We start from the raw sequence: 24,245 nt of genomic DNA on the forward strand, positions 1-24,245 counted from the left end.
CTTGAAGCAGTTTTCGAAATATAAATCGGTTGTTTTATTTATCGTAATCTTAATTGCGATAAACTTTGTTGCTTCACACTATTTTGAACGTTTAGATCTTACACAGGACAAGCGCTACACTCTTTCCAAAGCTTCCGAGGAAATTATAGCCGATATCAAAGACCCCATCATTATCGATGTATTTTTAAAAGGTGACTTTCCTTCAGAATTTAGACGCCTGCAAAACGAAACCCGTCAAATCCTTGAAGAATATACAGCTAAAAACAGCAATATCAGCTTTAATTTTATAGACCCTTTGGCTGAAGATGCCAATGCGCAACAGGTGGCTCAACAGTTTTACCAGATGGGCATGTCTCCCGCACGCGTAAATGTCATGGAAAACGGGCAAAATAGCGAAACGATTATTTTTCCCTGGGCCATGGCCAATCTTGGTGAAAAATCGGTACGTATTGGTTTGCTTAAAAATCAGTTAGGAAGCAGTGATGAAGATCGTGTGACCAACTCGGTCCAACAATTAGAATACGCTTTTACTGATGCGATAAACAAGCTAATTTACCCCAGGGAAAAGAAAATTGCAGTGATGCGCGGTAATGGTGAATTGCCCAATGCTAATATTGCCGATTTTGTAAAGACGCTTCAACAATATTATTTTATGGCGCCTTTCACTTTAGATTCAGCTGCGGTGAATCCGCAAAAAACACTAAAGGAATTAAGGGAATATGATCTTATCATTGAAGCAAAACCAACCCAACCTTTTACTGAGAACGAGAAATATATTCTGGATCAATACACCATGAACGGTGGAAAATCACTGTGGCTTACCGAAAGTGTTGCGATGGAAAAAGACAGCCTATTAAATCCCAACGGTTCAGCCTTTGCTTTACCACAAAACCTTAATCTGGGGGATTTCTTCTTTAGTTATGGCTTAAGAATTAACCCCAGCCTTGTAAACGATATATATTCGGCACCAATTATTCTGGCTACCGGGAATGGTAACGATACCCGATTTAATCCCTATCCATGGTTTTATAGTCCGCTTACCACCTCCCCTAACGACCATCCAATCATCAATAATATAGAAGCGGTAAAATTTGATTTTGTAAATCCTATAGACACATTAAAAAACAACATCAAAAAAACGATATTATTAACTAGTTCTCCAAAATCGAAGGTTGAAGGGACTCCTCGTGAGATCAGTTTAAATATCGTTGGTAAAGAACCAGATATTGCGTCGTATACTGATGGGAAACAAGCGCTCGCCGTTTTACTGGAAGGCGAATTTACTTCAGTATACAACAATCGCTTAAAACCCTTTAAAATACGGGATAATTTAGACCAAAGCAAACCTACTGCAATGCTGGTAATTTCGGATGGAGACGTGATCAAAAATGATCTTCAACAAGGGGAACCACTAGCGCTTGGATTTCAAAAATATACCGGTACTACCTATGGTAATAAAGAGTTTTTACTGAATGCCGTTAACTATATGTTGGATGACCGGGGACTAATGGACATTCGTACCAAAAAAGTAACGATCGCATTTTTGGATCCGCAAAAAACTGCTGCTGAACGTAGCAAATGGCAATTGATAAGCATTGCATTACCGCTATTGATATTGGGCATTTTTGCGCTGCTTTATACCTGGCTTAGACGCAGGAAATATATCAGGAAGAAATAATGCCTTCAAAAAATTCCTGATTTTCGACATATTAACAATTTAACAGGGTGGTTTTTCAAAAAAGCACTGGAAGATAGCAGTTTACTTGTCAACAAATTCAATTTAATGTTAATAAAAACTCCTTTCAGCTGCTTCAATTTTTACAGGATTAAAATATCTTTGTAAGTGATTCTAAATAAATCAATAAAAAGCCAATGAAATTTATTGTATCCAGCAGTTATTTGCTGAAACAGCTTCAGATACTTGGTGGGGTTATTAATAATAACAACACTTTGCCGATATTGGATAATTTCCTTTTTGATTTGAACAATGACGAGTTAACAGTTTCTGCTTCAGATTTAGAGACCACCATGTCTGCTAAATTAAATGTAGAATCTGATTCTGAAGGAAAAATCGCTGTACCGGCCAAACTTCTTTTAGATACGCTAAAAACTTTTCCAGAGCAACCTTTAACTTTTGTTGCCGAGGATAATCATACGATAGAGCTTAGCTCTAATCATGGTAAATACGCACTGGCTTATGCCGATGGTGAAGAATTCCCTAATCCTGTAAGTCTTGAAGATCCAAGCAATACAGTGATCGAAGGTGATATTCTTTCTTCAGCCATTAGTAAGACTATTTTTGCCTCTGGTAATGATGACCTTCGCCCGGTAATGAGCGGCGTGTTCTTTCAGTTCTCTACAGAAGGCTTAACTTTTGTCGCTACAGATGCCCATAAATTGGTAAAGTATTCCCGCGAAGATGTGACGGCTTCACAAACGGCAGAATTTATTATGCCCAAGAAACCGCTTAATCTTTTAAAAGGAATTCTTGCGGGTAGCGAAAGCGAAGTTCTTATCGAATATAATGAGAGTAATGCTAAATTTACTTTTGATGATACCACATTAATTTGTCGTTTAATCGATGGTAAATACCCAAATTACGAAGCGGTAATCCCAAAAGAAAATCCTAATAAACTTACCATAGAGCGTAACCAGTTTTTAAGTTCGGTAAGAAGGGTATCTATTTTCTCTAATAAAACAACGCATCAGGTACGTTTAAAAATCGCCGGAGCCGAGTTAAATATTTCTGCGGAAGATGTAGATTACAGCAACAAAGCTGAAGAGCGTTTAACTTGTGGTTACCAGGGAGATGATATGCAAATTGGTTTTAACTCCAGATTTCTTACCGAAATGCTGAATAACTTAAATTCAGATGAAGTACAGTTAGAAATGAGTTTACCTAACCGTGCCGGAATCTTAACTCCGGTTGACGGATTAGATCCGGGAGAAAAAATCACAATGCTGGTAATGCCGGTAATGTTGAATAACTAACAAATAGACAGCTCTAAAATAGGATTCTATTTATATAAAATTAAAACCCATTCAGTAAACTGAATGGGTTTTTGCTTTTCGATTGATGCATGAAACCAAAGTTGATTCTTTAGTTTGATATTGTATATATTATTGGATGATTCTAATCGTCATTGGGTAATTCGTTGGCTCTCCATTAGAAGCTTTGATCGCATTGATAATAGGAAAAATTAACCCCAGAATACCTACTAAAATTAAAAACAAAAATCCTAAACCAAATAAAAATATCAACGGAATACAAACTATTGAATAAATAAATAGACTAATCTGAAAATTTATGATCTCTTTCCCCTGCTCGTCCATATCCTGAATTTTATCTTTTTGTGTTGCCCATAAGATCAGCGGTACGATAAAACCTCCTATTCCGGTAACAAAATCCAGTAACTGACTCAAATGCATAATCATTAACATTTGCCTGTCTTCTCGCATTGCACTATACGTTTCCATAATTTTTTGATGGTATTTTGATGGTTAATAAACGTTCCTAAAAAAAAGAACTACACTTAAAAGACGAATAAACCCAAGGAATGTTACAGTTTTCTACAAAATCTTTGCATACGCTCTTTCTTTATTATCTTTGCAGGCATGAAATTAAACGATACCATTGTTGCGCTTGCTACCCCTTCGGGAGCGGGAGCTATTGCTGTAATTCGAGTTTCGGGACCAGAAGCTATTTCGATTGTTGCCCCACTTTTTAAGGCAAAAAGTAGGAAAAAATTAGAAGAACAACCTACCCATACCCTTCATTTAGGAAATATTGTAGATGGACAGCGCAATTTAGATGAAGTTTTAATTTCAGTGTTTCGAGCACCTAAATCGTATACCGGCGAAGAAACTATCGAAATTAGTTGCCACGGCTCTCCTTATATTCAGCAGGAGATTATTCAGCTTTTGGTAAGAAGAGGTTGTCGCTCTGCAGAAGCCGGGGAATTTACACTTAGAGCATTCCTAAATGCTAAAATGGATTTGAGTCAGGCGGAAGCGGTAGCCGATTTAATCTCTTCTGAAAATGCAGCCTCTCATCAAATGGCCATGCAACAAATGCGCGGTGGTTTTTCCAACGAAATTCAGCGTTTACGGGAAGAATTATTGAACTTTGCCTCTCTGATCGAATTAGAACTCGATTTTGCCGAAGAAGATGTTGAATTTGCGAATCGCGATCAGTTTAGGAATCTGGTAGCCAGAATCCAAAAAGTTTTAAAACGCCTGATCGATTCTTTTGCGACAGGAAATGTATTGAAAAATGGCATTCCCGTTGCCATCGTTGGAGAACCTAATGTTGGTAAATCCACGCTGTTAAATGCTTTATTAAATGAGGAACGTGCCATTGTTTCTGAAATTGCCGGAACCACCCGGGATGTTATTGAAGATGAGCTGGCTATAGGAGGCGTTGGTTTCCGATTTATCGATACTGCCGGTATTAGGGAAACCAAAGATGTGGTAGAAAGTATCGGTATAAAAAAGACGTTCGAAAAAATAGGCCAGGCACAGGTCGTTATTTACCTATTTGATACTTCACGATTAAGCAAAATAGAATTCGCTGAAGGAAGTGTAGCTAAAGATCAGCTTCAGGGAAATGAAACTTCGCTGAACATGATACAAGTAGAGATTGAAAAAATAAAGAATAAATATCCACAAAAACCATTGGTGATTATAGCCAATAAGATCGATCAGGTAACAGAAGGGCAGGTTGAAACTTTAACTTCCAGAATTCCGGATCTTCATTTGCTTTCTGCCAAAACCGGATTAGGTGTTGAAGAATTAAAAGAGAAATTATTAAATTTTGTGAATACCGGTGCACTTCGTAACAACAACACCATTGTGACCAACAGTCGTCACTACAATGCTCTTCTAAAAGCACTGGAAGAAATCAATAAAGTTGAAGATGGCTTAAATATGGATCTATCTGGCGATTTACTGGCTATCGATATCCGACAAGCCTTACATCATTTTGGAGAAATTACCGGTGAAATAACTAATGATGATCTACTGGGTAATATTTTTGCTAATTTTTGTATCGGAAAGTAAGTTGTAATGAGTAGGTAGTATTGAGTAATGAGAAGTTATACTTTTTGAAACTACGAGCCGTATTTCATCTCGATACATTCAAAATATAACATTCAAAATTCAACATTTTTTAGCCCTCAATCTTTGATCTTGAATGTGCTTTCAAAAGTCTATGTTCTATTTTCTATCACTCAATAGTTCGTTATCCGACATTATATCTCAATGCATTCAACATTCAAAAATTAAAATTCATCATTTTTAATCCTCCTTCCTGGATCTTAAATTCATCAAGCGTTAAAGCTTTTTTAAACCTTATTCCAAAATCTGATATTCTTTATACATTGGTTAGGTTAACGGAAAGAGGACTAAGGCTTAAAATAAGACGTCCTTATTCCGCTAGATCTGTTCAAAACATAATGAGTTTAAAACCAAGCGTCCCCATACTTACCTGTAACAAATCGGTATAGAAAATTATCTTCCACACTTAACATTTAACATTATTAATCCTGAATCTTGGGGCTTGAATATTAATTCTTAAGTCTCTTCTATTTAATCTCTTCTATATTGCAATTAACTATATTCTTATTTCCGAATCCACATCATAAGGAACATCCGCTTAATCTACCAAATAACATCCATAAAATAATCTCTTCATTTTTAAAGGACTCCCTAATTTTCTGAAAAGCGATACGCATTTGAGACTCTACGGTTTTTACAGAAATATCAAGTTTATCAGCTATTTCTTTATATTTTAAACCTTCCATCTTATTCATGATTAGAATCTTTTTGCATTTTTCAGGTAAACTTTCTATGACTTTTTGTAGACGTTCTAATTTAAGTTCCAGCTTTTCTTTTTCATTGGTCTCCTCCTCTATGGCTGCGCGATGGAGTTGATCTATATAGCTGCGTTCTTTTTGCTCCCTTTTCTTCGAGTCTAAAAAACTATTATAGGCTATGGTATATAAATAACTTTTTGGAGAATTGTCTATATCTATCTTTTCTCTGTGTTCCCAAAATTTGATGTAAGTCTGCTGCGTAATATCCTCAGCCAGTACTCTGTTTCGAGCATAGGAATTCACATATCCAAATAATGCTGGATAGGTCGCCTTAAAAAAGACCTTAAAGGATACCTGGTCACCATCTTTAATATTCCTTAACAACAACAGCTCATCTTTCATTAAGAAAACTTTTAGAAATATGGCAGAATTTACATAAATATAAAATTTAAAAAAAATTAAATTTCTTTTAAGGGTTTTTATTAAAAGTGAGTATTATAAATAAAAAACACAGGCATTGAAAGATTTAATAGTAAAATATTTAACAAACTCTATCGACGATAAAGAATTACATATTCTATATAAGTGGTTGCAGGACGAGAACAATAAACAATTATTTAAGAATTACGTAAAATCTAATTACCAAATTGATTTACTGCATCTTCCGGATCCCGAAATTGCTTATGAAAAAATGGCAAACAAGTTAAACCGCCCTAAAACCACTAAGCTAATCCATCTGTATCATAAAAATAAGTGGTTTTTCTATACCGCAGCTGTTTTCATCGTGCTAGTGGCCACCACATGGTTTATCAATACCCAAAATACTCCGGGAAATCAAATTATTCCTTCGCAACAACCTCCAATCACCATTCAATTACATAATGGTAAAGAAATAAATATTAACGAAAACGATAATGCTATTCAGGTTGGTAGACAAAAAGTGGCCAAACATAATTCGCTAAATAACCAGTTAAGCTACATAGGAAATAAAGCGGGTACAACCACCGAATATAATACGATTAAAATTCCCTACGGAAAAAAATACAAGCTGGTACTGGCCGATAGTACTATTGTTCACCTGAATTCGGGTGCCAGTTTAAAATTTCCAGTTGCATTTAATGGGCGCAACAGAAAAGTAGTATTAACTGGAGAAGCTTTTTTTGAAGTAAGTAAAGATAGTACCAAACCTTTTATCGTCGAATCAAATAAAATTGCGGTTGAAGTATTGGGTACAAAATTTAATATGTCTGACTATTCTTCCGATACTACTTCAGAAGTGGTATTGGTAGAAGGTGCTGTAAAAATGAAGGAAAAAGAAAGCGTAAAAGATCAAATACTGCATCCAGGTGAAAAGGGAACTTTTAATCAGAACTCCAAGACACTTCAAAAAGAAAAAGTAGATACCGAGCTTTATACTTCCTGGATTTATGGCAAATTGATATTCAGAAATAAATCTTTTGACGAAATATTCAAATCCTTAGAACGAAAATTTAATGTGGAGTTTGTGATCGAAAATAAACCTCTGGAAAAAAGTGAGTTTAATGCCACTTTTGATAAAGATGTGAGTCTGGAAAAAATGCTTTTCTATTTCGAAAAGGCTTATGATATACAATACACGGTAAAAAACAATAAAATAATCATTAAATAAATAGGTATGAGAAACACCTGAACTCTTAAAAAAATGCATTAAAAAAACCGAAAGATGCTGCAACACCTCTCGGTTAGTATGGTGCGATTAAAAATTTATTAATCACTTTAAACACACTTCAAAAATATGAAAAAACTTCTGAAGCATGAAAGATATTTTCAGCGACTAACCAGCAACTTAAAAATGAAACTGAGTCTTCTTTTTCTTTTTACTTCTCTCTTTACGATACAGGCCCGTGTGTCTTACTCTCAGGGCGATAAAATTTCTGTAAAAGTTGAAAATCAACGACTGGAAAAAGTATTAAGTTTTATTGAAAAAACGTCAGATTATAACTTTGTTTATAAAGTCAATGAGATAGATCTGTTAAGACCTGTTTCTTTGAATGTTACTAAAGAAAAGATTGAGAATGTACTACAACTTATCTTTAAAAATGATAGTATTTCTTACCAAATCTTCGACAACCAGATCATTTTAAAGAAAAAACCTTCAGTTAAAAAGATCCCTCGAAGAACTGCAAAAACCACAAATTACCAGCAGCTGGTAAAAGGTACTATTGTAGATGACCAGGGAATGCCACTACCGGGAATTAATGTAGTAGAAAAAGGAACCAACAATGGTAGTTCTACGAATTTTGATGGCGTCTACGAAATTGAAGTGGGTGAAAATGCCATATTAGTATTTTCTGGAATAGGTTTTAAAAAACAGGAAATCACGGTAAATGGCCAAACGACTATAAATGCAACCTTGCAAAATGATACCGAGCAATTAGAAAATGTTGTGGTTATCGCTCTGGGAATTAAAAAAGAAGAAAGAGCTCTTACCTATGCCGTAACCGAAGTAGACGGGGATGGCTTTACTCAGGCTAAAGAAGTAAACTTAGCTGATGCACTTTCTGGTAAAATTGCGGGAGTAAGCGTTTCTAATCTTACAACCGGAGCAGGTGGTTCCAGTAGAGTGACTATTAGGGGAAATACTTCATTATCGGGAGACAACCAGCCGCTTTATGTAATTAATGGAATGCCCATGGATAATACCACTTTAGGAGGCAGCGCCTCTACAAGTGCCGGAGGTTTTAATATAGACCATGGAGATGGTACCGGAGGAATCAACCCGGATGATATAGAAACTATAAGTGTACTTAAAGGAGCAACCGCAGCAGCTCTTTATGGTTCCAGAGCCTCGAACGGCGCCATTATTATTACCACTAAAAAAGGAAGTTTTAATAGCGGAATTGGTATAGAATTTAATTCGAGTTTCACCGTCGATTCTCCAATGGATTTTACCGACTGGCAATATGAGTACGGCCAGGGAAATGGCGGGCAACGTCCCTTAAACCAGTCTAATGCCATTACCTGGGGACGTAGAAACTGGGGAGAACGCATTGACGGGCAACCGTTTGTTGCTTTCGATGGGATAGAAAGACCTTATGTGGCGCAAAAAAATAATATTGACCATTTCTACGAAAACGGTACCACTTTTATCAATACCATTGCGTTAAGCGGCGGGTCAGAAAAAACAAGTTATAGATTCTCTATTTCAGATACCGATACCAAAGGTGTGGTCCCCAATAATAGCTTTAACCGGCGTATTTTTAGTTTAAACCTTAATTCTACCATCGGGGAAAGACTGGATATTGAAGGACTGGTACAATTTAATCGCTCCAAATCTTATAACAGATCCAGCGCCGGGGATGCCACCGGTAACCCTAACTGGGTGAATATGCTGGCAAATACTGTAGATGTACGATGGTTGGATCCAGGCTATGATGAAAATGGTTACGAGATAGAATGGAATGAAACCCCTTATGCTTCTAACCCTTATTTTGTAGCCAATAAATTTAAAAATGAAGGTATTAGAGATCGATATTTAGGACAGGTTTCTTTAAATTATCGCTTACTGGATAATCTTAGTGTGAGAGGATCGGTAAGCAGGGACTATACCAGTTTCGATTTTACCGCCATTCTTCCTACAGGAACATTGTATACCAATAATGCGGCAGGAGAATATCATGGTTTCGATTTAACCGTAAGCGAAACCAATAGTATGCTTACCGTTAATTATAATGAAGATCTTACAGAAGATATCAATCTTGGTGTGATGGCCGGGGGAAATATCAGAAAATATCAAAACGAGCAGACCAACTATGATGGTAGGCAATTTATAATTCCTTTCTTTTATAGTTTTACCAATCTTCAAACCAGCACAACGATTCCTAGTAATCAACACCTTACCACAAACTCCATATTCGGTTCTCTGGACCTTAGTTATAAAAACTATCTATACCTGAATGCCACCGCGAGAGAAGACTGGTTTTCTACATTAACTGCTTCGAACGGAGCTGATAGTGATAATAGTATTTTATATCCTTCTGTAGGTGCCGGTTTTGTTTTCTCTGAAGTTATCAATAAACCAGACTGGTTTAGCTATGGTAAGATAAGATCTTCCTGGGCACAGGTTGGTGGAGGTCTACCCGATCCTTATACCCTTAACGAAAGTTACACTATGATCCCCAGTAGCGGGGAACCGCTACAACAGGTTACTCAGGTTGGCGGGCAACGACTCTTAGCAAATGCAAATCTTAGACCCTATACCTCTACCACTTTTGAAATTGGGTTAGAAGCAAGATTATTCAATAACCGTTTAGGTTTTGATGTAGCAGTTTACGACAAAACAACCACAGATGATATCGTAAATGCTCAGATCCCGGTTACTACAGGTTACGAGTATACCTACTTTAATGTGGGAGAAGTAGAAAACCAGGGAATTGAAGTTGCTGTAAACGGCACGCCGGTAAAGAATGATAATTTCAGCTGGGATATAAATTATAACATGGCCTATAACAAAAATGAAGTAAAGCAGTTAGCAGAAGGCCTAAATACCATTTCCGTAGCGAATTCTGTGGGGAACTGGGCTGAAATTCATCATGAAGTAGGACAAGCTTTTGGAGTGATCAAAGGATATTCTATGCTTAGAGACGATGAAGGTAATATTGTATTCGATTCGAATTCCGGTTTCCCCATGCGAAGTGAACTAAAAAAGATCGGAAACTCGGTTGCTCCTTTATCGATGGGATTAAGCAATCGTTTTAAATATAAAAACTTTGCTTTAGATGTTCTTTTAGATGGTAAATTTGGTAATGATATTTTCTCTGTACTTAACGTATATGCAACCAGGTTTGGATTATCCAAACGGACTTTGGAAGGTAGGGAAAACGGACTTGTACTAGAAGGGGTAGACCAAAACGGCGATCCCTATACCAATACTATCCCATCCACAGATATCAGATCCTACTATCAAAACCTTAAAAACTACTCAGATCACTTTATTTACGATGGTAGTTTTGTAAAATTAAGACAGGTCGTTTTAAGTTATAATATTCCGGTAGAGAACATTAGCCTTTTCAAATTACAATCGGCTTCCCTGTCTTTTATCGCCAGGAACTTGTTTGTGCTGTATAGCAAGACCGATAACTTCGATCCGGAATCTGCTTATACCAACAGTAATGCTCAGGGATTCGAATCCTTCGCGCTTCCAAGAACAAGAAGTTATGGATTGAATCTTAAGTTTAAATTTTAATCGAAAACGTTATGAAAACTATATATACTAAATTAACATACTTATTCGTAATAGTTTCTACTTTATTCATAAGCTGCGATGACGGTTTTGAAGAGGAAAACACCAATCCGGATGCCTCTAATCAGGTAGATCCTGAGTATATGTTCACTAAAGCTATTTACGATGCTTTAAATAATAGTACAGGAACAGTTTACGAATTTGGTGCAGGAGGATTTGTTCAGCATTTCGCAACCTATCTTGAGGTGCCGGGATTAGGTGATAAATACCTGTACATTTCAGGAAGTTATCCGTACGCTTTTTTTAACGGGGCTTATCTGGACGCCATAAATGAAATAGATAAAATCATTTATGCTACTGAAGGAGCCGAGGGACTTTCCAATCAAAACGCCATAGCCCAAATCTGGAAAGTATATACCTATCATCGTCTTACCGATTTATACGGTATGGTGCCTTATACCGAAGCTACTACAGCATTCAGCGAAGCAAACTACAGCCCGGTGTACGATACTCAAGAAGCCATTTACATGGATATGCTTAATACACTACAAAGTGCTTCTGGTTCTTTAGATGCTAACCAACCAAGTTTTGGTAACGGGGATTTAATTTATAACGGCAATGTAGACCAGTGGAGCAGATTTGCGAATTCTTTAATGCTACGATTAGCGATGCGTTTAACCAAAGTGAATCCTACCCTTGCCGAAGAGTGGGCACAAAAAGCCATATCAGCCGGCATAATAGCAGAACCTTCAAATAATGCCATTATCGATTATCCTGGTGGGCAGGTGATCAATTCAAATCCTATTGCTTTTCAATTAAGGAACAACAACTATAGCGAATCTAACCAGGGAAGCAGTAACACCGAAGGTGGTAAATTTGCTGATACCTTTATCAGCTACCTGAAAGAAAATAATGATCCAAGGCTAAGTTCCTTTGCTGCCGTATGGATTAATGGCTCCCAAAAAACTGATCCGGAGTTACAACAGGGAATGCCTAACGGCCTTGTAAACCGTCCAGAAAACTTTCCAGGACTTTCAGAGCCTAATCTTAACACCCTTTTATCGCTTAACTCTTATTTAATGGTACTGGGAAGTGCTGAAATGAACCTGCTCCTGGCTGAGGCTTCAGCAAGAGGATGGACATATGGAGATGCCCAATCTTATTATCTGGAAGGTATTAGAGATGCGATGAACAGCCTGGAAGGCTTATATGGAAATGAGGCTGCCGTTTCAGAAGAAGAGATCAACACCTATATCGCTTCCCAAAGTTTAACCGGAAGCCTTGAAGAACAAATGGAAACAATTCATACTCAATTTTGGGTTTCTGTTTTTCCTGATGAGATTGAAGTATACTCTAATTGGAGAAGAACAGGTTACCCTGAGTTAACACCGGTAAATGTAACCGGAAACCTTACCGGTGGGACGATACCAAGAAGACTTACTTATCCGCCTAGTGAAATTAGTGTAAACACTGAAAATTATGAGGCGGCAGTTAGTCAACAGGGATTAGACCTGTTTACAACCAGAGTATGGTGGGACGTAGAACAATAAACACTAAATAAATAATATTTATGAAAAATCAACGTAGAAGCGCAATCAGAAAAATAGCTGCATCAGTTTTTGGATTAACAGGATTAGCCGCCTTTGGTAAAAATTTAAATACCAAAAATTTATCCGAAGACCAGTCTTCAAACAACATTATTAGAAATACTGATGAAGACTCAGATCAGGAGGTGCCATTATTCTCTAGTTCTGTAGTTCATAATGGTCTTGTTTATATCGCAGGAAAAGGAGCTCATTTTGAGGGAGATATTAAAGATCATACCAAACATGTTTTAGAGGAATTGAAAAAAGAGCTTGAAAAAGCAGGTTCTTCCATGGAAAAAGTGCTTAAGGTAAATGTATACCTCAACGACCTTAACGACTACAAAGCCATGAATGAAGTGTACCTTGGAAAGTTTGGTAAAAACCCTCCTGTGCGCACTACGGTAGCTGTTTACGGAGGTGTACCGGGGAATTCTCTGGTAGAAATCGACTGTATAGCAGCATTAAAATAAAAAATTATGACATCCAGAAGAAATTTAATAAAATCACTTTCTCTGCTGCCACTGGCAGGAGTTTTAAAGCCGGATTTCTTTGTTAAAAAGAATGCTGCTTCAAAACCTACTAAAGCGGCAAAGAGAGATTATTTTAAAGAACTTGGCGTAAGGACTTTTATCAATGCTGCCGGAACCTATACGTTTATGACGGGTTCTTTAATGCGTGAAGAGGTAAAGGACGCTTATATGGCGACCTCTTATGATTTTGTAAATTATCATGAATTACAAGATAAAGTAGGCGCTCGACTTGCTGAATTATTAAAATGTGAGGCTGCAACAGTAACATCTGGTGCAGCCGCCGCAATAACATTGGGAACAGCTGGAACTTTAACCGGTATGGATGCTGAAAAAGCAGGAATGCTACCCCATCTTGAAGGTACCGGCATGAAAACCGAAGTGATCATGCAACGTAAACATGCCATCGAATATGCCCAGGCTATAGAAAATTGTGGCGTTAAAGTAGTGTATGTAGATACTGCAAAGGAGTTGGAAAAAGCGATCACTAAAAATACAGCCATGTATTACTTTGTTAATTTTCTTAATTACGAAGGCGAGATCCAGTGGCAGGAGGTATTAGATATTTGCCAAAAAAATGGAGTGCCCACTATGATCGATTGTGCCGCCGATGTCCCTCCCGTAGAAAATCTTTTCAGATTTCAGCAAATGGGATTCGATATGGTTTGTTTCTCTGGTGGCAAAGGGCTTAGAGGGCCGCAAAGTGCCGGTATTTTAATGGGTAAGAAAAAATATATTGATGCCGCCCGGCTAAATGCACCGCCATTTGGAGATACTATTGGTCGCGGGATGAAGGTAAATAAAGAAGAAATTGTAGGTATGCTTGCCGCAGTTGAAGACTTTCTTTCAAGAGATCATGAAGCCGATTGGAATCTTTGGGAAGGCCAGATAAACCTGGTTCAAAATGCAGTGAAAGATTTTGAAGGTATGACCACCGAAATTAAAGTACCAGAACTGGCAAATGTTGTCCCGACGCTCCACCTCAACTGGGATACTTCAAAAATTAAGATCTCCGGCGACCAGTTAAAAGAAGCGATGAGAAATGGTCATCCCTCTATAGAAATTGCCGGTGGCGGAAAGAACACTGTGAGTATTACCACCTGGATGCTTAAACCTGGGCAGGAAAGAGTCGTTGCCTCAAGACTGAATGAAATTCTAACGCAAAAAATCACCTAATGTTTAAAACATATTTTTTTAAGTACACGGTAGTTATTATCACACTACTGTGCGGATCCCCTCATGTCTTTTCGCAAGAATACGACCTGTTATTAAAGGGCGGAACTGTAATCGATCCTAAGAATAAAATTGAGCGTAAAACGCTGGATATCGCTATCAAAAATGATACGATTGTTGCGGTAAAAACGAATATCAATACCAGTTCAGCTAAGAAAACTGTAGACTTAAAAGGCTATTATGTAAGTCCGGGAATTATTGACCTTCACACCCATAATTTCTACGGAACCAAAGAAAATCATTACCTCTCTGACGGGTTTTTAGCACTCCCCCCCGATGGATTTACCTTTAGAAACGGAGTGACTACCGTTGTTGATGCCGGAAGCCCCGGATGGAAAAACTTTGAGACCTTTAAGAATAACGTGATTGATCATTCTGAAACCAGAGTGTTATCATTTCTTAATATTGTTGGAGAAGGCATGCGTGGTGGTGTTTGGGAACAGGATTTACAGGATATGAATGCCAAAATGACTGCCTTAACCATCCAGCAACATCCTGAACTAGTTGGAATTAAAGTCGCGCATTATTCGGGAGCCGAATGGACGCCTATACAAAGAGCCGTGGAAGCCGGGGAGATTGCTGATGTTCCGGTAATGATCGATTTTGGCGGGCATCAACCTCCCCTCTCTTTAACTCGTTTGTTCATGGAGGAGCTTCGTCCGGGAGATATTTTCACTCATATGTATGCTAATCTCTCTAGCGTAAGAATGACGATTCTTGATCCTACTACGGGTAAATTGTACAACTATGCTACTAAAGGCCGTGAAAAAGGAATCATTTTCGATGTAGGTCATGGCGGTGGTAGTTTTGCATTTGCACAGGCAATACCAGCTATAGACGAAGATTTCTTTCCAGATACCATTAGTACCGATTTGCATGCGGAGAGTATGAACGGCGGAATGAAAGACATGCTTAATGTGATGTCTAAATTTCTAAACCTGAATATGTCACTGGAACAGGTAATTAACGCCTCTACCTGGAAACCGGCCCAGGTCATTCATCATGAAGAACTAGGAAACCTATCTGAAGGTAGTATAGCCGATATCGCGGTTTTATCATTACTGGATGGCGAATTTGGATTTATCGATAGCAGCGGAAAAAAGATGATGGGCGCTAAAAAGCTGCAATGTGAAATGACGGTTCGTGCTGGTAAAATCGTTTACGACCTAAACGGGCTGGCCAGCCCAGAATGGGATAGTAACCTTTAAAAAACGCCTTATGAAAATTAGAAAACCTGAGTCTTATATCCTTATCATTTTCTGCTTTATAGGCTTACATGTAGTACATGCTCAGCAAATTGCCAAAGAAGAGCTTATATACCTCACCGATACGTGGAAAGGGGAACGTTTTGACGATGGACGTCCTAAAATCCCGGCAGATCTTATCGAACGTGCAAAGGGCATTTCTATAGACGTAGCCTGGCAGATTCTGGATAATGAGGGATATGCTTCGCAATACGAAGGGGAATGGAAAAGCATTAATGACCAGCCGGTGGTTGGTAGAGCAGTAACAGCAATGTTTTTGCCTAGTCGCCCGGATATTGAGAAGCAAATAAAAACCCGAGGACATGAACATGGGTTTAAAGGAAACACAAACTCCTGGCCTATCGCTAAATTAACCGAAGGTGATATTTATGTTGCCGATGCTTTTGGGAAGACACTACAAGGGACTTTGATAGGTGATAATCTGGGAAATGCCATTTATTCTAAAACAAAAAGAGGAGTTGTATTTTATGGATCTTCAAGAGATTTAGAAGGTCTATCCAAAATCGAAGGTTTTAATGCATTTGTTAAAAATTGGAACCCTACCTACTTAAAAAATGTGATGCTGGCAGGATTAAATACTCCAATAAAAATTGGGAAGGCCATTGTAATGCCCGGGGATTTAGTCTTAGCCAAAAAAGAAGGTGTCATTTTTATTCCGGCGCATTTGGTAGAGAAAGTAGTTCTAACAGCTGAATTTATTGATTTAAGAGATGAATTTGGTCATGAAATGCTCTCTAAAGGAATTTACGAATCTGGCGAGATTGATAATGAATGGACACCAGCTATCAAAGATCGGTTTCTTAAATGGATTAAAAATAATGGTAATAGTGTTCCTATGACACAGGAAGAACTAAACCATTTTTTAAACAAGCGTACCTGGTAAGCTCCCTTAAGGGCAAGCCTCAGAGTGTTTAATATCGATTAACGAGTAAACTAATAACCTGCTATTATGAAAAGAAGAGATATTTTAAAAAGTATTCCAATAATGACACTGGCTGCTGGTATACCGGGTTCCATATATAAATACGATGCCTTCGGGAAAATCAAATACGCTAAAAAAAGTATTGATTATTTTGAAGAGTTAGGAGTAGATAAAGTAATCAACGCCTCTGCAACGATGACCTGGCTTTCAGGTTCGCTTATGTTACCGGAAGTATTGGAAGCTATCAATTCTACCGCTCATGATTTTGCAGATATGTACCAGTTACAGGATAAGGCGGGATTTAAAATTGCGGAAATGCTAAACTGCGAAGCGGCTATGGTAACATCGGGTGCTGCATGTGCACTAGTACTGGGGACTGCGGCGGCCATCACAGGTTTCGATTCAGAAAAACGAAAACTCATACCTAATCTTCCCGGGAAGCGTCCTGAAGTGATCATGCAAAAAAATCATCGTTACGTATTCGATCAGGCCATAACCACTACAGGTGCAAAAATTATCGAAGTTGATAACGAAGAAGAAATGCATAAAGCCTTCAATAAAAATACGGTGATGGCACTTTTCTTTAATGCTGCGGAGTCCTGGTATGGCATAAAAAATAATATTTCGCACGAAAAGTTTGTGGCTATTTGTAAAGACCATAATGTACCATCATTTATTGATGCTGCTGCTGATGTTCCACCGGTAGAAAACCTCTTCAAATATCAAAAAATGGGTTTCGATATGGTGACTTTTTCAGGAGGAAAAATGATTAGGGGCCCCCAAAGTGCAGGCCTACTTTTTGGTAAAGCTTCTCTTATCGAAGCTGCGAAGTTAAATTACAGTCCGCATGAAGCACCTATAGGTCGTCCAATGAAAGTAAACAAAGAAGAAATTTTTGGAATGTATGCTGCTTTAAAAAGTTACCTGGAAAAAGATCATGATAAAGAATGGCAGCAATGGATGGATCGTACTGCCAAAATTAGTGCCATCCTGGATAAAATGGAAGGTGTTGAAACCAAAGTAGTCATTCCACAAGGTCCTGCAAATGTATTCCCCACCCTTGATGTTATCTGGGATACCGATAAATTCAAGATTAGCGGTTCTCAATTATACGATAAATTAAAGGCTGGTACTCCTAGTATTGTAACCAGTAAGACTATCAAAAATAATATGGAATTTATAAATGTAGGGGTCGTTTTACTTCAACCTGTGCAGGTTTCTTTAGTCGCTAATCAGATAAAAAAAGCATTGAAATCTTCAATTTAAAAGGAAACTATTCTCTGAATTGTGACATAAGAAACATCTTTAAAACACCAAAATATGAAACGTGAATTTGCAATTTTGTTCTCCGCCAAAGAACTTCGGCAATTTTGAGTTAATTTTTAGTTAGTGCAGAGTAAGCTCCTTTATCCTATGATAGGGAGCTTATTCATTTTATCTATATTTCAGGTATTCTTTAAATAGGACTTCTTGGAAAAATTTCAAAATGACTTGTATTTTCTTTGATGACTTCAAGCTTACTGGGTCTTGAGGTTCTTGCCTGCTCTAAGGCTATTTCGTAGGCTTTATCAAAATCATCCAATTCTTCTATTTGATCTCTGTTTTCTACAGATAATTTCCAACATTTATCATCAGTATCAAACCACAGTTGAAACCGCTTTTGCTGTAATAATTGATGGTTTCTTTTCAGTAAGTGATAAATAATCTTTCCATCGCTATAATTGCCATCAGGATAACTCATAGGCAGCAAAGCGAAAAACACATAATACATGGAAAAATATAAGAACTGATAAGTAAAAATTGTAGTATCTAAAAAATCGCCAGACATTACATATATCAAGAGTACCGCCACAAAAATATTGGCCAGTATGCCGCCGGAATAGATAAAGAGATTTTTCCAGCGGCTGTCATCGTCTATATTTTCGAAGTAACAATACCCATAGTAAAAATAGTATTTTCTAATTTCGAAAATTCTTGTGTTTAAAAGAATTCGTCCAGAGCCAATAATAATCTTGACGTTTGTTGCGCCTAAAATTTTGGCAATAATCACATGTCCCAACTCATGGATTAGGGATACCAGCGGTAAGATTACAAAAAATGCAATAAATAACTTCGGGATATCCCAAAATTCGATCATTTTGAATACTTTTTAAGTGATCAGGGACCTTTTAATTTACTGAATATCAGGATTCATAAATACTGAAGTTTAAACAGCTATAAAATTTAGCATTAGGCCTTAGCCTCGGCAAGATTTTCAGATTTTTTTCTTCGCTCCTTTTCCCTGCTCAACAAATTAAGCTCTCTACTGGTTTGCCCTTTAACCGACGAATTTTCCTCAGCTCTCCTTAATAAATAAGGAACAACATCTTTAACGGGACCAAATGGCACTAACTTGGCAGTATTATAACCTCTTGCTGCCAAATTATAACTTATCTGATCACTCATACCATATAACTGACTAAACCAAACTCGCTGATCGTCCTTAGCTATACCTTTATCTTCTAATATTTGCAAAGCCAGATAATTACTTATTTCGTTATGTGTACCAATAAATACAGAAAAATCTTCTAAATGGTCCAGGCAATACCCCATCACACTATTAAAGTTAACATCGGTCGCTTCTTTAGACTTACAAATAGGTGACTTTTTACCTCGTTTCCTGGCACGTTTATTTTCTTTTTCCATGTAAGCGCCTCTTACGATCTTCGCACCAATCTTAAAGCCCTGCTCTTTCGCTTTTGCATGCAATTCTTTTATATACTCCAGGCGATCCCAACGGTAACACTGAAACGTATTAAAAATCAAGGCTTCCTCTTTGTTAAATCTAGCCATCATTTTTTCCATCAGAAGATCGGCTGCTTCCTGCATCCAAGATTCCTCAGCATCTGCGTATAATCTTACTTTAAGCTTATGCGCTTTTTCACATAAACCTTCTACCCTTTGCTGCACTCTCTCCCATTCTTCCTTTTCTTTGTCACTTAAACTAACACGAGAACTTACCTTATGCCAGATTTTAAACCTCCCTAAGGCGGTGGGTTTAAAAATAGCAAAAGGAACTTCACTTTCTTCTCTGGCCAATTCGATAAGCTCTAATTTCACATTATAGGCCGAATCGAATTCCGCTTCATTTTTTTTCCCTTCTACAGAATAATCCAAAATACTGGATAAATTAACCTCATCCATCTGGTCCATAACCGGTTTGCAATCATCAATTGTAATCCCTCCACAAAATTGATCGAAAATGGTATTTTTAATAATCGGAGTAATCGGTAATTTTGCTTTTAAAGCAAATTTTGTAAGTCCTATTCCCGGTTTTATTAAAGATGGTGTTCCCATTACACTAAAAAGCAGTACGGCTCTATTAATTTCCATATCAGATTTTAATCTAAAAGCCGTTGCTGTATCGTTAAAAATTTTCTCTTTTATCATAACCTAAAAATACATCAGAACTTTAGGTTTAGAAGAACGATTAATAAACCTTAACTTATGTAAAACTCATAAACAGTGATAGTGTTCATAAACTAAGCTTTTGTGGTATAATAAATTAACACTTTAGTAAAATTTATTAGATAATATTTAGAAGTTCTACTAGTAAAAAACGTCTGGAGGTTTTTAAAAGGTATTCACATCCTTTCAAAAGTCCGCCTTAAACCCACTCCTTTAGAAGCTTTTTTTAATATAATAGCTATAATATACTACAAGATAATTTTAAGTAAGAATAGAACATATCATCAACATAGATTCCTAAAAATTGGAATTAAGAACCTCGTGATTTTCCCATGAATTATAAATGGTAATTTTTTTAAAGCTTCAAAAAAGCTATATATTTAGTCTATTTACTATATTCAAAAAAATCAAATTGATTATATTCATTTTTAAAACCTATTAATGTAATTCTTCCATAAGATTTTCATAAGTAATAGGTTTTTCATGTTCTTTATGTTCTGAGGTATATAGAATATTTACCCGTATCGCTTTAAGACCAATAACTCCCTGTACATCTTCTAATTCTAATAGCTCTAGCTCATCACCCAGATAGCTTTTAGCCTGCAAATATTTCGCATAGCGCAGATATTCCCTCTCATCAGATTTTTGCGAATAGATAATAACAATTTTACCTTTTTGCGTTATCCGCTCTTCAGTACCTTTAATAAAAGCTTTATCAATACGCTTCTTAATGATTTCATATCTGGCATTGTACGTACCATCCACGTCAAATTTCTTTTCATCCATTCGATAACGTATAGAAAGCGTGGTATTATAAACCAAAATCAAGGACGCGGCATCCAAATGCATGGGAGTAGACTGTTGCAGGTGGTAGAATTTATTTTCCATTTCTACCATTGTCTTAATTTGCCACAATCTCAAATTAAAGAGATAAACTTTATTAAACGGCTTGTTTTTTGTGAGCGACGGGCCTATATACATATTATGATCTACCCCATCTGTCTTATAACGTTCAAAATAATGCGGGTAGATGTTCTGCGCTTCGAGTTGCCGCTTATCTAAAAATCTGGACATGGTACGGTTAATTTGTTGAACCGTATCATCGTAATCTTTTCGATGGTTATAAATAATACCGGTTTCGGGATTTAGCATTTCGCGATAATCGGCAACCATTTTTCGTATTTCTTCACTTTGCTTTTCCAAATGCTCCATTAAAGGATTCACCTCTCGTTGCAATAAACCAAATATCTTTTGCTCACTGCTGGCATTCAGACTTTCGTCAATATCAATTCTGAATTCCTTAATTCTGAATTTTACCTGCTCATAAATAGGAAGTTCCTCAATATTATAAGCCTTATCGATAATTTCAAGAATAACATCTAATTGATAGAGCAAATCTTTTTGAATAGCTTCATTCCTGGCATCACTACTGGCTACAATATCTATTTGGCCGTATAACGGATACACATCCTTAAATACGATATCTTTAAAAGATGCCAGTCCATCGCTGTCATAATCGCTTATAAATTTGCGTGCTTCGCGTTCAAAAACCCATAATACGCTAGGATGTATAGACGTACATTCACTTTGTATTACTGCTTTTATGCGATTTTCAAAGTCATTCTTGTTACGCTCGGATGCGGTGATGATATACGGTAGAATTTCATCTAATTTCATCGCATTGATGCGATTAAGAACATTTTTACGATTAGCCACCAGTTCAAGAATACCTACCAAATTTCCGTTTTTAGCCAGTGGGGCCAGAATACAGCTTTTTACATCATTAGCCAATAAATTTCGTGATAAAAGATTGTCATTTTCTTTAGCATACTTCTCCACATTAGGAATGCTGAATTTTTTATTTTTTTCGATAAGGTTACTAAAACTCTGTTCACATATTCCTGTTTTACAATCACTCTGCAGGTCTTCATTCAGAATAAAGCTTTTCGCCTTCATCTTCATTACTTTCTCAAAAGTCTTATCCTCTGCATTATATCCAGTAAACCCTACTCTCAGATCCGGAATCTTATAAATCGTCCTGAATATACGCTGTAGCTTGTCTAACTCGTCTTTTTGAGCCGTTTTCTGAAAAAGCAAAGCTGTTTTTAATTCAGATATAGCATCTTCAATAGTCACATCAGTAAGGTTTACAATAATAAAACCTTTGAACATCCAGCTGCATGGAGGGAATTTTTCTTTCCATAATTCGATATTCTCCACATCCTGTAGTAAATCATCCACATCCTTCTGAGTAATTTCCTGGGCTTCATCTTTAGGATATAATTCTACAAAATCGCCGTTTAAACCTGCCCTGTAATGTTTTTCTATACCGTTTTCATCTGGTATATCATAGTACGGAGGACGCGAAAAATCGATATTATAATCATAATAATTATTAAGAATATTAATACAAGCATTAATGTATGCCGAATTGTTATCGATCTCCCGCATTTTAGGTTTAAAATCCTTACCCGCAGCTTTAATAATATTCTTTAATCGATTGGAATGGTTAAAAAGAATGTTATGATAGGGAATGGAAACTGCCTTAATTTCGTTATTACTTAATACGTTTGGAAAAAGATCGTCCAGTAAAATCTTAATGGGTTCTTTGTACTTTTCCAGATCTTTAATTTCCTGGATACCTTCTACAAGCTTCGGATATTGATCTACATATTCCAATAAGCTTTTAATGTACTTTTTGGCAATAGGATTCTCTTCAACTTTTAATCTATCCTGATATTGCTCGACTACTTTATGGAAGCTAATGGTTATGTCCAGGGGAAAATCCTGCTTCTGCTCTTTCATTTTATCTTAATTAATGGCCGTAAATAATTCTAAAAAAGTATATGAGTTTAAATTACAAAACTTTTGCAATAATCACACCGCATTCAGCATTCAGTTCATTACTTTTGCACAAAATTAATATTTAATCATGCGAAAATTAATAGGAATAGCTAGTTTATTGGTTATACTAACCGGATGCGAGAAAGATCAGGGATTTTCAATCTCAGGAAAGGCTGAAGGAATTGAGAATGGTAAAAAGGTTTATTTTTCTGAATTGAAGGAATTAAACCAGCGACCAGAAAGAATCGACTCTACCACTATCGAAAATGGAAAATTTGAAGCCGATTTTGCCGATATAGAAAGTCCAAATTTGGGCTATCTTGAAGTTGAAGGTATTAACGGTATGGTTCTTTTCATTACAGAAAATGAAAATATCGATTTCACCATATATAAAGACAGCATACAGGCCTCTAAGAGAAAAGGAGGGAAACAGAATGAGCTTTTAAACGAATATATGGAAAACATGCAATCCATAAATAAAGAAGTGAGTAAGCTTAGAATGGAAATGCAAACCGCGTATCAAAGTCAGGATTCTACTAAATTAGAAACCTTGCAGAATACGCAAACCGAAATTATGGATAATGACAAGTTATTCAAAAAACAAATAGCGAAAGAAAATAAAGATGCATTTGTATCAGTGATGGCACTTGTAGATCTTTTAAGAATGCAAGGGATATCGGTTAAAGAGCTTAAAGAAACGTATGATTCTTTAGATGAAGAAGTAAAGAATACGGCTCTTGGTGCCATGTTAGGAAAACAATTAGAATCGATGAGCGCTACAGAAATTGGTAGCGAAGCTCCAGATTTTAGTGGACCAACACCTGAAGGTGAAGAACTTTCTTTAGAGAATGCGATGGGTAAAGTGACCATTATTGATTTTTGGGCCGCTTGGTGTAAACCTTGTAGAGAAGAAAATCCAAACGTGGTAAAAGTATATAATAAATACCATGACAAAGGTTTAAATATTATTAGCGTGTCTTTGGATAAGCCAAATGAAAAAAACAAATGGCTAAAGGCTATTGAAGATGATGGTCTTGTTTGGAACCATGTGTCTAACCTAAAATTTTGGGATGATCCTATTGCTAAAAAATACGGAATTCGCGCTATCCCAGCCACTTTTATTCTGGATGAAAACGGTGTAATCGTAGATCGTGATGTACGTGGTGAAGAAGCTTTAGATAAAAGAATAGGAGAGCTTTTAGAAGGCAAGAAATAATTACTCCTGAAAAAAAATATCAAAATCAAAGACACTATCCCGCAAAGTGTGTAAAGTTAAAATAACAGGGGTTGGACTTTTTAAAGTCTGACCCTTTTTTCATAGATCGTAAGGAACTGATTTAAGATAATGCCCCAGTTCCTGATAGGCATTGACCACTTCTTAGTGGCT

The 24,245-nt window shown here is 36.8% G+C and carries 17 protein-coding genes; 12 read left to right on the forward strand and 5 right to left on the reverse strand.

Annotated features, from left to right (window positions below):
* Position 1: 1 nt before the first annotated feature.
* The gene (gldG, locus tag AC13DP_RS08370) at positions 2–1,678 is read left to right on the forward strand and encodes a gliding motility-associated ABC transporter substrate-binding protein GldG (RefSeq protein WP_228252382.1); all 1,677 of its coding nucleotides are present in this window, start codon (positions 2–4) and stop codon (positions 1,676–1,678) included.
* A 194-nt stretch (positions 1,679–1,872) separates the two neighbouring features.
* Positions 1,873–2,991 carry a DNA polymerase III subunit beta gene (dnaN, locus tag AC13DP_RS08375; RefSeq protein WP_013071264.1) on the forward strand — a complete coding sequence of 373 codons (1,119 nt, stop codon included), beginning with the start codon at positions 1,873–1,875 and terminating at the stop codon, positions 2,989–2,991.
* Positions 2,992–3,120: 129 nt separating this feature from the next.
* On the opposite strand, the gene AC13DP_RS08380 is transcribed toward dnaN, so the two are convergent.
* A complete protein-coding gene (locus AC13DP_RS08380) occupies positions 3,121–3,477 on the reverse strand; it encodes a DUF4870 domain-containing protein (RefSeq protein ID WP_013071263.1) in 357 nt (118 codons plus the stop codon).
* A gap of 138 nt (positions 3,478–3,615) precedes the next feature.
* On the opposite strand from AC13DP_RS08380, the gene mnmE reads away from it, so the two are divergent.
* Positions 3,616–5,058: a tRNA uridine-5-carboxymethylaminomethyl(34) synthesis GTPase MnmE gene (mnmE, locus tag AC13DP_RS08385; RefSeq protein WP_228252381.1), complete on the forward strand. Its 1,443-nt coding sequence runs from the start codon at positions 3,616–3,618 to the stop codon at positions 5,056–5,058.
* A 578-nt stretch (positions 5,059–5,636) separates the two neighbouring features.
* On the opposite strand, the gene AC13DP_RS08390 is transcribed toward mnmE, so the two are convergent.
* On the reverse strand, positions 5,637–6,215 hold the full coding sequence (locus AC13DP_RS08390; RefSeq protein WP_347406876.1) for an RNA polymerase sigma factor: 579 nt from the start codon (positions 6,213–6,215) through the stop codon (positions 5,637–5,639).
* Positions 6,216–6,330: 115 nt separating this feature from the next.
* Here AC13DP_RS08390 and AC13DP_RS08395 point away from each other — a divergent pair, with 115 nt between their 5' ends.
* The 8 genes from AC13DP_RS08395 to AC13DP_RS08430 all read left to right on the forward strand — a co-directional run bounded on the left by AC13DP_RS08395 (position 6,331) and on the right by AC13DP_RS08430 (position 17,833).
* Positions 6,331–7,461, forward strand: a complete 1,131-nt coding sequence (locus AC13DP_RS08395) for a FecR family protein (protein ID WP_228252379.1) — start codon at positions 6,331–6,333, stop codon at positions 7,459–7,461.
* A gap of 126 nt (positions 7,462–7,587) precedes the next feature.
* Positions 7,588–11,037: a SusC/RagA family TonB-linked outer membrane protein gene (locus tag AC13DP_RS08400; protein ID WP_483067557.1), complete on the forward strand. Its 3,450-nt coding sequence runs from the start codon at positions 7,588–7,590 to the stop codon at positions 11,035–11,037.
* Positions 11,038–11,048: 11 nt separating this feature from the next.
* Positions 11,049–12,584, forward strand: a complete 1,536-nt coding sequence (locus AC13DP_RS08405) for a SusD/RagB family nutrient-binding outer membrane lipoprotein (protein WP_483067558.1) — start codon at positions 11,049–11,051, stop codon at positions 12,582–12,584.
* A gap of 20 nt (positions 12,585–12,604) precedes the next feature.
* Positions 12,605–13,090, forward strand: a complete 486-nt coding sequence (locus tag AC13DP_RS08410; RefSeq protein WP_013071226.1) for a RidA family protein — start codon at positions 12,605–12,607, stop codon at positions 13,088–13,090.
* 6 nt (positions 13,091–13,096) lie between these two features.
* On the forward strand, positions 13,097–14,323 hold the full coding sequence (locus AC13DP_RS08415) for an aminotransferase class V-fold PLP-dependent enzyme (protein ID WP_228252376.1): 1,227 nt from the start codon (positions 13,097–13,099) through the stop codon (positions 14,321–14,323).
* Positions 14,323–15,588, forward strand: a complete 1,266-nt coding sequence (locus AC13DP_RS08420) for an amidohydrolase/deacetylase family metallohydrolase (protein WP_483067559.1) — start codon at positions 14,323–14,325, stop codon at positions 15,586–15,588. The genes AC13DP_RS08415 and AC13DP_RS08420 overlap by 1 nt, the downstream gene beginning before the upstream one ends.
* Before the next feature lie 10 nt (positions 15,589–15,598).
* Positions 15,599–16,528, forward strand: coding sequence for an RraA family protein (locus AC13DP_RS08425; protein WP_347406873.1), 930 nt, complete (start codon positions 15,599–15,601; stop codon positions 16,526–16,528).
* A 66-nt stretch (positions 16,529–16,594) separates the two neighbouring features.
* The gene (locus tag AC13DP_RS08430) at positions 16,595–17,833 is read left to right on the forward strand and encodes an aminotransferase class V-fold PLP-dependent enzyme (RefSeq protein ID WP_347406872.1); all 1,239 of its coding nucleotides are present in this window, start codon (positions 16,595–16,597) and stop codon (positions 17,831–17,833) included.
* Between the two features lie 190 nt (positions 17,834–18,023).
* On the opposite strand, the gene AC13DP_RS08435 is transcribed toward AC13DP_RS08430, so the two are convergent.
* The 3 genes from AC13DP_RS08435 to AC13DP_RS08445 form a co-directional block, all read right to left on the reverse strand.
* Positions 18,024–18,704, reverse strand: coding sequence for a M50 family metallopeptidase (locus AC13DP_RS08435; protein WP_347406871.1), 681 nt, complete (start codon positions 18,702–18,704; stop codon positions 18,024–18,026).
* A gap of 92 nt (positions 18,705–18,796) precedes the next feature.
* Positions 18,797–19,996: a proline dehydrogenase family protein gene (locus AC13DP_RS08440; RefSeq protein WP_228252371.1), complete on the reverse strand. Its 1,200-nt coding sequence runs from the start codon at positions 19,994–19,996 to the stop codon at positions 18,797–18,799.
* A gap of 456 nt (positions 19,997–20,452) precedes the next feature.
* Positions 20,453–22,819 carry a GAF domain-containing protein gene (locus tag AC13DP_RS08445; RefSeq protein WP_347406870.1) on the reverse strand — a complete coding sequence of 789 codons (2,367 nt, stop codon included), beginning with the start codon at positions 22,817–22,819 and terminating at the stop codon, positions 20,453–20,455.
* A gap of 127 nt (positions 22,820–22,946) precedes the next feature.
* On the opposite strand from AC13DP_RS08445, the gene AC13DP_RS08450 reads away from it, so the two are divergent.
* Positions 22,947–24,074, forward strand: a complete 1,128-nt coding sequence (locus AC13DP_RS08450) for a redoxin domain-containing protein (protein WP_347406869.1) — start codon at positions 22,947–22,949, stop codon at positions 24,072–24,074.
* Positions 24,075–24,245 lie beyond the last annotated feature (171 nt).

This window comes from Zunongwangia sp. L-65 (assembly GCF_056859415.1).